A 14,397-nucleotide genomic window follows, 5' to 3' on the forward strand; every position below is an offset into this window, starting at 1 on the left:
GGGGATGACGGTTCACAATTCGGATCTGCGCGAGCAGACAGTTCAACGCGTTGAAAACACGCAAGGCTGCGTGGCATTGAGCGCGCAGGTTCTGGCGCATTGCCGACTGGCGATCAGTGCGGTCCGGACAGGCATTTCGCGGCTTCCCGTGCTGATGTCGGGGACCATTCTTGCCGGTTCGGCAAGTGTCGCGCTGGCGCAGGACGGCCTTGTTGCCAAGACCGGTGCGCGGCTGTTCTCCTCTGGCGAAACAATCACCTATTCGCTCTTTGTCGGCATGCTTTCGGCGACGCTGTTTTCCGTCGTCTGGCTGGTGCGCCAACGCGGCAATATCGAGTCGGAAAGCAGTGAATACCGCAAGGCGCTTGCCGAGACCCACCACAAGATCGCCAAATACGAAGCACTGATTTCCGATAAGGGCCGGCGCATCGTTATCTGGGATGGGGCTGACAAGCGGCCCGAATTTCTGGGGCAATTGCCCGTGGAGGCCGGCGCACCGCAAGCGGATCATGATTTTCTGGCCTTCGGGCGCTGGCTGAAGCCATCCTCCGCGAGCCAGCTTGAAAAATCCCTCGAAAAACTTCGCAGCCATGCGCAGAGTTTCGATCTGACCATCGAGACGCAGCGCGGCGAAGTCATTGAAGTTCAAGGCCGGGTTTCCGGCGGCAATGCATTTGCACGTTTCGTCGCGCTTAATAATCTGCGCGCCGAGCTTGCAGAATTGCAGGTGGAACGCGAGCGTCTGATCACCTCGGTCTCGACGTTTCAGGACCTTCTGGATTCCATCGAACAGCCCGTCTGGCGCCGCAATGGCGAAGGTGAGCTAACCTGGGTCAACCACGCCTATGCGCAGGCCGTGGATGCACGCGATGCCGATCAGGCCGTACTTGAAAAACGCGAGCTGTTGAACACGGTTACCCGGCAGAAGATACGCGCGGCCGCGACGCCGGAATCACCCTATCATGACCGCATTTCTACTGTGGTTTCCGGCAACCGTACCTTCTTCGACGTCGTGGATATCAAGACTGCGGCGGGTTCGGCCGGTATCGCCATCGATGCCACCGAAGCGGAAACCATCAGCGAAGAACTCAAGCGGGTTCTGAAAAGCCACGCCGAAACGCTGGATCATCTGGCAACGCCTGTTGCCATCTTCGACGGCCGGCAGCGGCTGCAATTCTACAATCAGGCTTTTGCGACCCTTTGGGGTCTCGATCTGGTTTTCCTCGAATCCGGTCCTGACAATTCCGAGCTTCTGGACAGGCTGCGCACCGCCGGCAAATTGCCCGAGCAGCTGAACTGGAAAAACTGGAAGGAGACGGCGCTCGCCGTTTACCGTTCGCTCGATACCAAAACCGATCTCTGGCACCTGCCGAATGGGCAGACACTGCGGGTCATCGCAACCGCCCATCCACAGGGCGGCGCGACCTGGGTTTTTGAGAACCTGACCGAACAGGTCGACCTGCAGATGCGCTACAACACGCTGGTGAAGGTACAGGGCGAAACCATCGATCATCTGGCCGAAGGTGTGGCGGTGTTCGGTGCGGATGGCCGTATTCGCCTCTCCAACCCGGCATTCCGGGCGCTCTGGGGTGTAACCTCCGAAGAGGCGGAAACGGGCACCCATATCCGCGCCATCGAAACAGCCTGCACACAATCCTATGACAGGCCGGACGGCTGGCGCGCCTTCAGCCAGTTCATCACCAGCTTTGATGATGAGCGCCCATCCAAACAGGGAACGCTCGAACTGCTCTCCGGTCTCGTGCTTGATTTCGCTATCATTCCGCTGCCGGATGCGCAGACCATGCTGACCTTCGTCAACATGACCGACAGCGTGCGGGCCGAAAGGGCGCTCAAGGAAAAGAACGATGCACTTCTGAAGGCCGACGAGCTGAAGAATGATTTCGTTCAGCATGTTTCCTATGAATTGCGTTCGCCGCTGACGAATATTATCGGTTTTACCGACCTTTTGAAGACGCCCGGCATCGGCCAGTTGACGGACCGGCAGGCGGAATATCTCGATCATATTTCCACGTCGTCCTCGGTGCTTTTGACCATCGTCAACGATATTCTCGATCTTGCGACCGTCGATGCCGGCATCATGCAGCTGAATTATTCAGACAATGATTTGAACGAATTGCTCGAAGACGTTTCTGTGCAGATCGCAGATCGCCTGCAGGAGAGCGGTATTTCGCTTGAAATCGTCGCGCCGACCCATCTTGGCAGCCTGGTCGCCGATCATCAGCGTCTGAAGCAGATCCTCATCAAGCTGCTTACCAATGCGATCAACTTCGCCCCGGAAGGTTCCGCCGTTGAACTGTCGTGCCAGCGTAGCGAGGGCGACTTCCTGTTCTCGGTGGCAGATAAGGGCCCGGGCATTCCGGAAGACATGCTGAAAACCGTCTTCGACCGCTTCGCGACACGCGGCAATGGCGGTCGGCGGACTGGCGCAGGGCTTGGCCTTTCCATTGTCGAAAGCTTTGTCAGCCTCCATCATGGCACGGTCAGCATCGATAGCCGCCCCGGCAATGGCACCATCGTCACCTGCCGCATTCCTTCCGGCACCCGCCCGCATTCCATCGCCGCAGAATGAGCCAAGACATCTTGCCGATCACTATTTCCCTTGAGGGAGAAAAAGATACCATCAGGCTCGGTGAAGACCTTGCGCTGGCATTGAAACCCGGCGATTGCCTGGCGCTGATCGGCGATCTCGGCGCCGGTAAATCGACACTCGCCCGCGCCTTCATCCGGGCGATGGCGGATGAGCCGGATCTCGAAGTTCCAAGTCCCACCTTCACGATCATCCAGACCTATTCCACTCGCATTCCGGTTGCCCATCTCGATCTTTACCGGCTTTCTGATGTCTCCGAACTGTACGAGCTCGGCATCGACGAGATGCTGGAGGACGGCGTCTGCCTGATCGAATGGCCGGATATCGCCGCCGAGGTTCTGCCGCCGGAACAGACCGTCACGCTTCGGCTGACGCATTCCGGCGAAGGACGGCTGGCCGCCATCGAAGCTCCGGCAAAACTGAAAGCGCGGCTTCAGCGTGTTTTCGCCATTCGCGAATTCCTCGCGAAAAATGGCAGGGGCGATGCGACCCGCCGTTTCCTGAGTGGTGACGCCTCAACGCGTGCCTATGAGACCATTTCCGCCGATGGCCCGGACCTTATCCTGATGGACTGGCGACGCCCCTTGAGAGGCGCGATCATTGCGGATGGCAAGACCTATGCGGAAATCGCCCATCTTGCCCAGGATGCGCGTTCTTTCGTGGCGATCGGCGAGTATCTGCGAAACAGCGGCTTTTGCGCGCCAGAGCTTCTGGCAGCGGATATCGATCAGGGCATTCTCCTGCTGGAGGATCTGGGGCGCGACGGGGTGCTTGCGCCCAAGGGAACGCCGATAGAAGAACGTTATCTCCAGAGCGTTGCCTGCCTCGCAGCCCTTCATCAGACCCCGCGACCCGACCTGTTGCCGGTGATTGACGGCAGCGCCTATGAGGTTCCCCCCTTCGATCGGCAGGCGATGAAGATCGAAGTCTCTTTGCTGGCGGAATGGTATCTTCCCCACAAACGCGGCAAGCCGCTCACCGATAGCGAGAAGAGTGACTATTACGCCCTGTGGGATAGCCTGATCGACTCGCTCGCTGATTGTGAAACAGGGCTTCTGCTGCGCGATTTCCATTCACCCAACCTTCTCTGGCAGGCGCAGAATAGCGGTATTCGGCAGGTCGGCCTGATCGATTTTCAGGACGCGATGATCGGCCCCACCGCTTATGATCTCGCCTCCATCGTGCAGGATGCCCGGGTTACCATCGAACCCGAGCTGCAGGCGCGTCTGCTCTCGCATTATCTCGACAGCAGAAGAAACACACCTTCATTCGATGAGGCCGCTTTCCTCAAGGCTTTCGCCATCATGTCGGCGCAGCGTAACTGCAAGCTTGCCGGTATCTGGGTGAGGCTGTTGGAACGGGATCAAAAACCCGGTTATATGAAACATATGCCGAGGACGTTCCGCTATCTTGCCGCGGCGCTTTCGCATCCGGAGCTTCAGCCTCTTCGAGACTGGTGTGTCTGCATGGGCATGGAATTCAACGACTGAAAGACGGTTGACGACGATGACGATCAAAAACGCCATGGTGCTGGCCGCCGGGCTTGGCACGCGGATGCGCCCGATCACCGATACGATCCCGAAGCCGCTCGTCAAGATTGCCGGCAAGCCGATGATCGATTACGCGCTCGACGCGCTTGTGGAAGCCGGGGCTGAGACGATCGTCGTTAATGTGCATCACCATGCGGATCAGATGATCGCTCATCTGGAGCACCGCTCCGACGTCGAAATCCTGATTTCAGACGAGCGGGCGCAACTGATGAACTCCGGCGGCGGGCTTGCCAAGGGTCTGAAGCTGCTGGAACCCGGCCCGGTCTTCGTCATGAATGCCGATCTATTCTGGATCGGCGAGCAATTGAATGCAGTCAGCAACCTGCGCAAGCTTGCGCAATTCTTCGATCCGGAGCGCATGGATATGGTCCTGCTCTGTGTTGATATGGATCGCACCACCGGTCATAACGGCAAAAAGGATTTCAACCTTTCTGACGACGGTAAATTGGTGCGGTATTGCGATGGTGACCCAAACCCCGTGGTTTATGCCGGCGCCATTGCCATGGACTCGCGCCTGCTTGAAGATGCGCCGACGGATGCTTTCAACCTCAACATCTATTTTGACCGCGCCATTAAAAATGACCGGCTTTCCGGGATTTCGCTTGATGGGCACTGGATCACCGTCGGCACGCCCGATGCGATAGAAGACGCAGAAAACATCATCCAGCAATTCAGGGAAAAACGCTCTGCATGACCACGTCCCGCCACGAAAAGCGCGTCCTGACGATCGCTGCGGGAACACCGTTCCTCAAAACGCTCGCGGAAACGCTGTGTGACGGGACACTGACAGCCGGCTATAGATATGACCCAGCCGACCCGCTTTCACTGGCCAAGGTGACGATCTATGTGCCGACGCGACGTTCCGCCCGCGTACTGCGCTCCGAATTCGTCGACCTTCTGGGAGGCAGATCCGCCATTCTGCCGCTGATCCGACCGCTCGGCGAAACGGACGATGATAGCGGCTTTTTCGATATCGAAAATCCTGAGATCATGGATCTCGCACCACCGATTTCCGGCACCGGCCGGCTGATCGAACTGGCGCGTCTTATTCTGGCCTGGCGCAACAGCCTGCCGGACGCCATCCGGGCGATCCATTCGGATTCGCCGCTCGTTGCCCCCGCCAGCCCCGCCGATGCCATATGGCTGGCGCGTGCGCTTGGCGAGGTGATCGATGCGATGGATACGGAAGAAAAGGATTGGGAAGCGCTTCAGCATCTCGATACCGGCGAACATGCGCAATGGTGGCAGCTGACGGCGGATTTCCTGAAGATCGCCAGCGTCTTCTGGCCGGCGCGCCTTGCCGAACTCAACCGCTCCTCGGCCGGCCGGCATCGAAACGGCATCTTGCGGGCCGAGGCAAACCGACTTGCCAATTTGCCGGATACGGGACCGATCATCGTGGCCGGGTCTACCGGCTCCATTCCGGCCGCAGCCGACCTCATCGCCGCCGTTGCCGCCTTGCCGCAGGGCGTCGTCGTGCTTCCGGGGCTTGATCTTGCCATGTCAGAGGAGCAATGGGAGGCAATTGCCGAAGACCCGACCGACCCTTCCAGCCGTACCCATTCGCAATACGGGCTCTATATGCTGCTGCAGAAGCTCGGCATCCTACGCGACGACGTGGATCAGATCGGAGCTATCGATAGCGATCTTGAAAAACGCGCGGCCGTTTTTTCAGCGGCGCTCGCTCCGGCCAAGTCCACCAGCGATTGGAACCGGTGGCGCGAAGACAGGGACCCCGGCTTCTTCGATGAAGCTTTTGCGGCGGCCACACTGATAGAAGCCGCCAACGAGCGCGAAGAGGCAACCGCCATCGCGGTGGCGCTCAGGCTGGCGCTGGAAGCTCCGGGTGCCGGACGTCCTTCGCAGGCCGCACTGATAACACCCGACCGCGGCTTGGCGCGGCGGGTGGCGACGGAATTGCAGCGTTTCGGCATAGAGGCCGACGATTCGGCCGGTACGCCACTTTCTGCCACACCGCGGGCCGGGCTGACACAACTGGCGCTGGAAGCGATCCTGCGGCCCGGAGACCCGGTGCCGATCATTTCGCTTCTGAAGCATCCACTCTCCCGTTTCGGGCTTTCGGAGGCGGCGTTCACACAAGCCTCAAAAGCGCTGGAACTCATAGCACTGCGTGGCGGCCGCGTCGAAACCGAAATCGGCAATCTGGAAGCGGTTCTGGAGGCGCAGCTGCTGGCGCAGCACGATGACCGGCACCCACCCGCCTGGCGGCTGGCATTGCCGGAAGGAAGCCTTGAAGCAGCCCGCGATCTGGCGCAGCGGATCGCCGTTGCAACCGAGCCGCTTGGTTCTGCCTTCGTGCGTCGGGATCAATCTGGCCGGGCCTTTACCGACAAATTACCACTCTCCCATTGGGCGGAGCGGACGGGCCGCGTGATCGAAGCCATCTGTGCGGATGAAAACAATGATCTTGCCGCGCTCTGGTCCGGTGAGGCTGGTGATACGCTTTCCGGCCTGTTCGGCGAATTGATGGAAAGCGGCGAAATCCTCGATGCGGACGGGCCTCAATGGGCTGACATATTTGCGGCGCTGGTTGCCGGGGAATCGATCAAACCGCGATCCATGCGTCATCCACGCATCTTTATCTTCGGTGCGCTCGAAGCCCGCCTGCAAAGCGTCGACACCGTCGTCATTGGCGGGCTCAATGAAGGCCTCTGGCCGGGCCAGACGGCGAATAACCCATTCTTGTCCCGCACCATGAAGACCGCTATCGGACTTGAGCCGCCGGAACGGCGCATCGGCCAGCTGGCACATGACTTTGAGATGGCCAACGGCACCCGACAAATCTTTTACACCCGGGCGTTGAGGCAGGGCTCAACGCCGGCTGTCGCTTCTCGCTGGCTGCAACGATTGCTGGCACTGGGTGGTGAGGATTTCGCCGGAGAACTGAAGAAGCGTGGCGAGACCTATCGGCATTGGGCCGGTCTGATGGATGAAAGCATCGATCAGGACGCGGCAAAGCGCCCTGCCCCCAAGCCGCCGGCTAATCTGCAGCCAACCCGTTATTCCTTCAGCGAAGTGGGACGGCTGCGCCGCGATCCCTATTCGATCTATGCGCGGCGTATCCTGAAGCTTGACCCGCTCGAGCCCTTCAACCGCGATCCAAGTGCCGCTGATCGCGGCACGCTCTATCACGCGATCATCGAGCGTTATTCGCGTGAGGGGCACATCCCCGGCACGCCGGCTTCGTTCGACGCCATGCAACGCATTCTGGACGAATGTTTCGACGCGGAAAACCTGCCGCCGCATGTGGATGTCATCTGGCGGCCACGTTTTGCGGCGGTGGCACGTGCCTTCATCGACTGGGAGAAGGAACGTCATCCATCCATTCGCCACAGCTTTTTCGAGGCACGCGCCGGCCAGGAAATAGCCGAAGCGGGGATAAGGTTGACCGGAATTGCCGACCGCATCGACATCAAGTCAAACGGTCACGCGGATATTATCGACTACAAGACCGGGCTTGCGCCTTCGGTCAATCAGGCGCGCGCGCTGCTTGACCCACAACTGGCGCTGGAAGCGGCGGCGCTGATGCGCGGAGCCTTCCGCGAAGCCGGTTCGCCCACGCCGGAAAACCTTATCTATGTGCGCCTGCGGCCGGGCGATCGTTTTTTTCCCGACCAGGTCAATAACGAACATTCCAGTCGCAGCGGCAAAAGACCGCCAAAATCGGCCATTGAACTGGCGACGGAATCGATCGAGCAACTTGCCAAATTCGTGCGCTCACTGCGCGAAGGCGAGAACGGTTTCGCCTCGCGGCTGGTGCCGGAAGAGCAACAATCCTATGGGGGGGAATATGACCATCTCGCCCGGGTTTCGGAATGGTCCACGGCGGAACCGGGAGACGGCGATGACGATTGATCCTGTCGATCACGGCCCCGCCGCCGATACACCCGAAAGCTGGATCGACTGGACCAGCGCCCGGCAGCGGCTTGCCTCCGATCCGGCAAGTTCCGCATGGGTGTCGGCCAATGCCGGCTCCGGCAAGACACATGTGTTGACGCAGCGCGTCATCCGTCTGCTTCTGGCCGGATGCCGCCCGTCGGCGATCCTGTGCCTCACCTATACCAAGGCTGCCGCGTCTGAAATGTCGAGCCGTGTCTTCGACCGGCTGGCGGAATGGGCAACTTTGCCGGATTCCGATCTCAGGGATCGCATCACAGTCATTGAAGGCAAAGTGCCAGATCGCATAAAGCTTGCCGAAGCGCGGCGGCTGTTCGCCAAGGCACTGGAAACGCCGGGCGGGCTGAAAATTCAGACCATCCACGCATTCTGCGAGGCCCTGCTGCATCAGTTTCCGCTGGAAGCCAATGTCGCCGGCCATTTCTCGGTTCTCGATGACCGCGCAGCCACTACCCTGCTGGCCGAGGCCCGCCGCTCTCTTCTGACGGCGGTTTCGACAGGAGGCGACACGGAACTGGCGCAGTCGCTTGCCTATGTGCTTGATCTCGCCGACGAAAGCGGACTGGAATCGCTGCTTTCCGCCATTATCGCCAATCGCAGCGCCCTTCGCGCCTTTCTGCTCGAGGCAAAACAATCCGGCGGCATCGATACCCGTTTGCGGCAGGCTATGCAGATCGATCATGAGGAAACCGAGGAAACGGCGGCGGCGGCCTTCTGGCCCCTGCCCGGTCTTTCCGGCCTTGCGCTCGACACCTATCTGACGCTTGCCGATGAGGTGGGCGGATCGCGCGTCATCGATGTCGCTTATGCGCTAAGGGAAGCGAAACGGCAGACGGACCCGGTGCGGCGGATGGAGTTCATCGAAGCAGCACTGCTGACGGCCAAGGGCGAGAAGAAATCGGATGCCTATGTCATCAACAAGGGCATGCAGAAATCCGCCCCCGATCTTGTGGACGCGCTAACACTGGCGCGGGATCATGTCGTTGCCTGCCGCAACCGATATCGTCTGGTGCGGATGCTGGCGGCGACGAAATGCGCGCTTGTTCTGGCCGAGAGGCTGATCGGTGATTTCGAGGATCTGAAAAAGCAGCGTAGCCAGCTCGATTTCGAAGATCTGATCGAACGCGCCGCCAATCTCCTCAACCGCGATACCGCGGGTGCCTGGGTGCATTACAAGCTGGATCAGGGCATCGACCATATTCTCGTCGACGAGGCGCAGGACACAAGCCCCGTACAATGGTCGATCATCCAGTCGCTGGCGGCGGATTTCTTCACCGGCGAAAGCGCCCGCATGGGGCGGCGCACGCTGTTTGCCGTGGGTGATGAAAAACAGTCGATCTACTCCTTTCAGGGCGCGCGGCCGGAACGGTTCTCGCAGGAGCGCGATGAGACCAAAAGGCGCGTCGATCAGGTGGAGCAGGCTTTTCACCGCATCCGCCTGCCGCTCTCTTTCCGTTCGACGGAGGACGTGCTGGCCGCTGTCGATCAGGTCTTCTCGATCCCACAAAATGCCAGCGGCCTCAGTGCCGATAACGAGCCCGTCGAACACCGCTCCAACCGCGCAGGACACCCTGGCACCGTGGAAGTGTGGGACATGGTGGCGCCGGAAACTGCCGATGACCAAGAAGACTGGACGGCGCCTTTCGATGCCTTGAGGGAAAGCGCACCCGCTACCATCGTCGCCCGCCGTATCGCTGCGCGGATCGCCGACATGATCGGAAGCGAAACTATTATTGAGAAGGGCGTGGAACGCGCCGTCGAAGCAGGCGACATTCTGGTGCTGGTGAGAAAACGCCATGCCTTCGTTAATGCGCTGACGCGGGAGTTGAAACGACGTAAAAACATTCCTGTCGCTGGCGCCGACCGTCTTCGCCTGACCGACCACATTGCCGTGCAGGATCTTCTGGCGCTTGGCCGTTTCGTGGTGCTGCCGGAGGATGATCTTTCGCTTGCCGCACTGTTAAAGAGCCCGCTCTTTAACCTGACCGAAGATGATGTCTTCGAGATCACCGCGACGCGATCCGAGACGGAGAGCGTATGGCAGCGGCTGCAGGTGCTTTCGCGGGAAGAGAACAGCCACCTTTCCGTCGTTACCGGAAAACTGCAAAGCTTCATCACGCTTTCAAGAACGGCCACCGTACATGATTTCTTCGCGGCGGTTCTGACACTGCATGATGGGCGCAAAAAATTCCTCGGGCGGCTTGGCAACGAGGCAAGCGACGTACTGGACGAGTTCCTGTCGTTTGCGCTGGACCATGAAAGAACCGGCCTGCCCGGCCTGCAAGCTTTCCTGTCCGTTCTGGAGACCGATTCGCCTGAAGTGAAGCGTGAGCAGGACAAGGACCGTGGCGAAGTGCGGATCATGACCGTGCATGCCTCCAAGGGGCTGGAAGCACCAGTCGTTTTTGTCGTCGATGGCGGTTCGAAAGCCTTCAACCACAGCCATGTGCCGAAGCTGCGCTTCATCGAAGCGGAAGGGGACGCCGTCCCGGTCTGGCTGCCCGGCAGCGGCTTTTCCAATCATCTCATTCGCTTGGATGAGGAACGCCTGAAGACGGCCGCCGAAGACGAATATCGCCGGCTGCTGTATGTGGCGATGACCCGTGCCGCCGATCATCTGGTTATCTGTGGTTATCGCGGCCAAAAAGAAAATCCCGAATGCTGGCACGCCATCGTCAAGGCAGCGCTTGCGGATAATCAGGATCACTGCCAGCCGCAGCAGTTCGCAGCCGATGGCGAAGAATGGCAGGGGCTTGTCTGGCGCAAGTCCGAAGCTCGCTCGACACCTGCGCCGCAGAGGGTGCCAGAACCGCAGCAAGATGAAGACTACGCCCTTCCGGCGGGACTTCTTGCCCCCTTGCCGGCCCTGCCTTCGCTACCGAGACCGCTCAGCCCTTCCGGTGCGGGCACCATCATCGATGACGGCGCGGACGATCTGGCCGTGCGTTCACCGCTATTTGGCGAAAAAGCCGATGCCTCCTCTCTGGCGTTGCAACGCGGCCGACTGGTGCATCGCATGCTGCAGGCCCTGCCGGATTTCGCCGAGAGCGAACGGGAAGCGGCGGCCCGGCGTTATGCGGAACGGGCGGCGCGTTTCTGGCCTCCTGCCGAGCGCGAATATTTGATACAGGCGGTTTTGCGGGTTCTGTCCGAACCGGCGGTGCAACCGGCCTTTTCCGCCAACAGCCGCGCGGAAATATCCATCATGGGCACGATGACGATTGGCCGGCAGCAATATGCCGTGTCCGGCCGTATCGACCGGCTGGCGGTGGATGGCGACCGCGTCATTCTGGTGGATTACAAAACGAACCGTGTTCCTCCACGTGAAGCCCGTGAGATCCCCTACTCCCACGTGGCCCAGCTTGCCATCTATCGGGAAATTCTGGCGTCGCTTTATCCCGGCAAGGAATTTGTCTGCGCGCTGATCTATACGGAAAATGCCAGTTTTGTGACGGTTGGCGATGATGCGATGAGAGAGGCTCTTGCCGCAATAAAGACAAAGTGAGATACCGGGGCATTGAAATTCCGACGCGCCCGCATCACATCGATAGCGGAAAAGTTTAGCTGAAAGGAGAGCCAGATATGGCTACCGTAAAAGTCGACGCCGCCAACTTCCAGTCCGAAGTCCTCGAATCCTCCGAACCCGTTGTGGTGGACTTCTGGGCCGAATGGTGTGGCCCGTGCAAGATGATCGCGCCGAGCCTTGAAGAAATCGCGTCTGAGCTTGCCGGCAAGGTCAAGGTCGCGAAACTCAACATCGACGAAAACCCGGAACTGGCCGCCAAGTTCGGCGTTCGCTCGATCCCGACGCTCGCCATGTTCAAGGGCGGCGAAGTGGCCGATATCAAGGTAGGTGCTGCACCCAAGACAGCGCTTTCCGCCTGGATTTCCGGCGCCGCATAAGCCATTTTATGGAATGAAAAAAGCCCGGCATCACTGCCGGGCTTTTTTATTGGGGGACCGTGCCGTTCAATGCAAGGGCATTTCCGGCAAGATAAAGCGATCCGCCGATCAGGATGCGCGGCGGTGGTCCTTCCGGATCGAGGCGGCGGGACAGTTCGTCCAGCGCCTCGGTAAGCGATGAGGTCGGTGCCGCGACCAGACCGGCATCAAAGGCCGCATGGGCGAGCACGACAGGATCAATCGCCGCATCCGTGCCACCGATCGGTACGGTGAAGACATATTCGGCAATATCGGCGAAAGCCTTGAAATAGCCCACGGGATCCTTGGTATTGATCATGCCGGCGATGATGAACAGCGGCCGGGGCGTCTTTTCCTCAAACCCGGCCATCGCCTCGGCAATCACTTCGCCAGCGCCGGGGTTGTGACCACCATCGACCCAGATTTCCGCATCCTTCGGAGCCATCTCGGCAATCTTGCCGGTCTGAATGCGTTGCAGACGACCGGGCCATTCTACGGAGGTCATGGCCTTTTCGATCATCCGTTCCGTCACTTCGAAACCGGCGGCCTTAACGGCGCGGATCGCGGCGGCGGCATTAGCAAGCTGGTGGCGGCCGGGAAGCCGCGGCAGCGGCGCATCGGTCAGGCCATATTCATCCTGATAGACCATGCGGCCGAATTCTTCATGGGCGGAAAAATCCTGACCATAGACCGATGCCGGGCAACCCAGGCGTTCGGCCGTGGCAACAAGAGTTTCCAGAGCCGCATCATATTCCTGATGGCCGATGATAACGGGGGAACCGGGCTTCATGATGCCCGCCTTTTCGGCGGCGATCAGCTCCACACGGTCGCCGAGATAGGCCTGGTGGTCCAGCGAGATCGGCATGATGACCGACACGGCAGGATTGTTGATTACATTGGTCGCATCAAAGCGCCCGCCGAGACCAACCTCGACAACGGCGGCATCGGCAGGCTGTTCCGCAAAGAGCACGAACATCGCGGCGGTCAGGATTTCGAAAACCGTTATCATCTGGCCGCCATTGGCAGCTTCAATACGGCGAAGCGCATCCGCAAAGACCTCGTCCTCGACATACCGGCCCTTATCGCCGGGAACGCCGATGCGATAGCGTTCATGCCAGTTTACGAGATGCGGAGAGGTATGGACGTGGACGGAAAGGCCTGCGGCCTCCAGCAAAGCACGACAAAAGGCGGTGACCGAACCCTTGCCGTTGGTGCCCGCCACATGAATAACGGGCGGCATCCTCTTCTGGGGATTGCCGAGTTTTTCGAGAAGACGGGAAATTCTGTCGAGTGAAAGATCAAAACCCTTGGGGTGGAGCTGCATCAGCTCTTCAATGATCTTCTCTGCCTCACTAATCGCGGGCTTCGTCATGTCTTCTGTTCGCCTTTCAGGCGTTTTGCTTGCCATTTGTCCGCCGCACCAAAGATGAAATCATGCAACGTATAGCATCATCCCGAAGGCCGTTCAGGCCTTCGGGCGACATATTTTTTTGCTCAGGCCGAAGCGGCCAGCGGTACGACAGCGTTTGCGTTGTCAGCAGGCGCCTTGGTCATGATCTTAAGCAGATTGGCCAGCGTATCCGGGATTTCGCGACGGTCGATCACCATGTCCACCATGCCGTGTTCCAGAAGATACTCGGATGTCTGGAAACCTTCCGGCAACTTTTCACGAATGGTCTGCTCGATCACACGCTTGCCGGCAAAGCAGATTTCCGCACCCGGCTCGGCGATATGAACATCGCCCAGCATAGCGTAGGAAGCGGTCACGCCACCGGTCGTCGGGTTCGTCAGAACCACGATATAGGGCATGCCGGCTTCTTTCAGCATGTTCACTGCAACGGTCGTGCGCGGCAGCTGCATCAGCGAAAGAATGCCTTCCTGCATGCGGGCACCGCCGGAGGCCGGGAACATGACGAGCGGGCAACGCTCGGAAATGGCGCGCTCGAATGCCTTGACGATGGCTTCGCCGGCGGCAATGCCCAAGGAGCCGCCCATGAACTGGAATTCATGCACGACGGCAACGATCTTCAGGCCTCTCAGGAGGCCGACGCCAGCAAGGATCGTGTCTTCCTGCTCGGTCTTCGTGCGGCTGTCACGCAGGCGATCGGTGTATTTCTTGGAATCGCGGAACTTCAATGGGTCCTGCGCCACCTTTGGCTGCGGCAGAGCCTCATAGACACCGCCATCGAAAAGATCGACGAGACGCGCCTTTGCCGGCATCTTCATGTGATAGCCCGAGGCCGGGATAACCCACTTGTTATCCTCGAGATCCTTATGGAAGACCATCTCACCCGTTTCCGGGCATTTGATCCACAGGTTCTCCGGAACCTCCGGACGGCGGCCAAGCATGGAATTGATCCGGGGCCGAACGTAATTGGTGATCCAGTTCAATCAATTACT

The 14,397-nt window shown here is 59.5% G+C and carries 8 protein-coding genes; 6 read left to right on the forward strand and 2 right to left on the reverse strand.

Annotated features, from left to right (window positions below; genetic code table 11):
• Positions 1-4 precede the first annotated feature (4 nt).
• The 6 genes from EXN68_RS17630 to trxA all read left to right on the forward strand — a co-directional run bounded on the left by EXN68_RS17630 (position 5) and on the right by trxA (position 11,979).
• The gene (locus EXN68_RS17630; RefSeq protein ID WP_142842110.1) at positions 5-2,590 is read left to right on the forward strand and encodes a sensor histidine kinase; all 2,586 of its coding nucleotides are present in this window, start codon (positions 5-7) and stop codon (positions 2,588-2,590) included.
• Complete coding sequence (tsaE, locus tag EXN68_RS17635) at positions 2,587-4,098, forward strand: tRNA (adenosine(37)-N6)-threonylcarbamoyltransferase complex ATPase subunit type 1 TsaE (RefSeq protein WP_142842111.1); 1,512 nt, start codon at positions 2,587-2,589, stop codon at positions 4,096-4,098. Before EXN68_RS17630 ends, tsaE begins: the two co-directional genes overlap by 4 nt.
• Positions 4,099-4,114: 16 nt before the next feature.
• Positions 4,115-4,852, forward strand: coding sequence for a nucleotidyltransferase family protein (locus EXN68_RS17640; RefSeq protein ID WP_142842112.1), 738 nt, complete (start codon positions 4,115-4,117; stop codon positions 4,850-4,852).
• Complete coding sequence (gene addB, locus EXN68_RS17645; RefSeq protein ID WP_142842113.1) at positions 4,849-8,034, forward strand: double-strand break repair protein AddB; 3,186 nt, start codon at positions 4,849-4,851, stop codon at positions 8,032-8,034. Before EXN68_RS17640 ends, addB begins: the two co-directional genes overlap by 4 nt.
• A complete protein-coding gene (gene addA, locus EXN68_RS17650) occupies positions 8,024-11,581 on the forward strand; it encodes a double-strand break repair helicase AddA (RefSeq protein WP_142842114.1) in 3,558 nt (1,185 codons plus the stop codon). Before addB ends, addA begins: the two co-directional genes overlap by 11 nt.
• A 77-nt stretch (positions 11,582-11,658) precedes the next feature.
• Positions 11,659-11,979: a thioredoxin gene (trxA, locus tag EXN68_RS17655; protein WP_142842115.1), complete on the forward strand. Its 321-nt coding sequence runs from the start codon at positions 11,659-11,661 to the stop codon at positions 11,977-11,979.
• Between the two features lie 46 nt (positions 11,980-12,025).
• On the opposite strand, the gene EXN68_RS17660 is transcribed toward trxA, so the two are convergent.
• A complete protein-coding gene (locus EXN68_RS17660; protein ID WP_193559533.1) occupies positions 12,026-13,405 on the reverse strand; it encodes a bifunctional folylpolyglutamate synthase/dihydrofolate synthase in 1,380 nt (459 codons plus the stop codon).
• An 86-nt stretch (positions 13,406-13,491) separates the two neighbouring features.
• Complete coding sequence (accD, locus tag EXN68_RS17665; protein ID WP_142842117.1) at positions 13,492-14,388, reverse strand: acetyl-CoA carboxylase, carboxyltransferase subunit beta; 897 nt, start codon at positions 14,386-14,388, stop codon at positions 13,492-13,494.
• Positions 14,389-14,397 lie beyond the last annotated feature (9 nt).

Origin of the sequence: Martinezella rhizogenes, assembly GCF_007002745.1 — a bacterium.
In the GTDB taxonomy this organism is placed as follows: Bacteria; Pseudomonadota; Alphaproteobacteria; order Rhizobiales; family Rhizobiaceae; genus Agrobacterium; species Agrobacterium cucumeris.

Excerpts from the sequence above, each read along its gene's own strand:
- trxA (WP_142842115.1), top strand. The coding sequence starts at position 11,659 with ATGGCTACCGTAAAAGTCGACGCCGCCAACTTCCAGTCCGAAGTCCTC.
- tsaE (WP_142842111.1), top strand. The coding sequence starts at position 2,587 with ATGAGCCAAGACATCTTGCCGATCACTATTTCCCTTGAGGGAGAAAAA.
- addB (WP_142842113.1), top strand. The coding sequence starts at position 4,849 with ATGACCACGTCCCGCCACGAAAAGCGCGTCCTGACGATCGCTGCGGGA.
- addA (WP_142842114.1), top strand. The coding sequence starts at position 8,024 with ATGACGATTGATCCTGTCGATCACGGCCCCGCCGCCGATACACCCGAA.
- EXN68_RS17640 (WP_142842112.1), top strand. The coding sequence starts at position 4,115 with ATGACGATCAAAAACGCCATGGTGCTGGCCGCCGGGCTTGGCACGCGG.
- EXN68_RS17660 (WP_193559533.1), bottom strand. The coding sequence starts at position 13,405 with ATGGCAAGCAAAACGCCTGAAAGGCGAACAGAAGACATGACGAAGCCC.
- EXN68_RS17630 (WP_142842110.1), top strand. The coding sequence starts at position 5 with ATGACGGTTCACAATTCGGATCTGCGCGAGCAGACAGTTCAACGCGTT.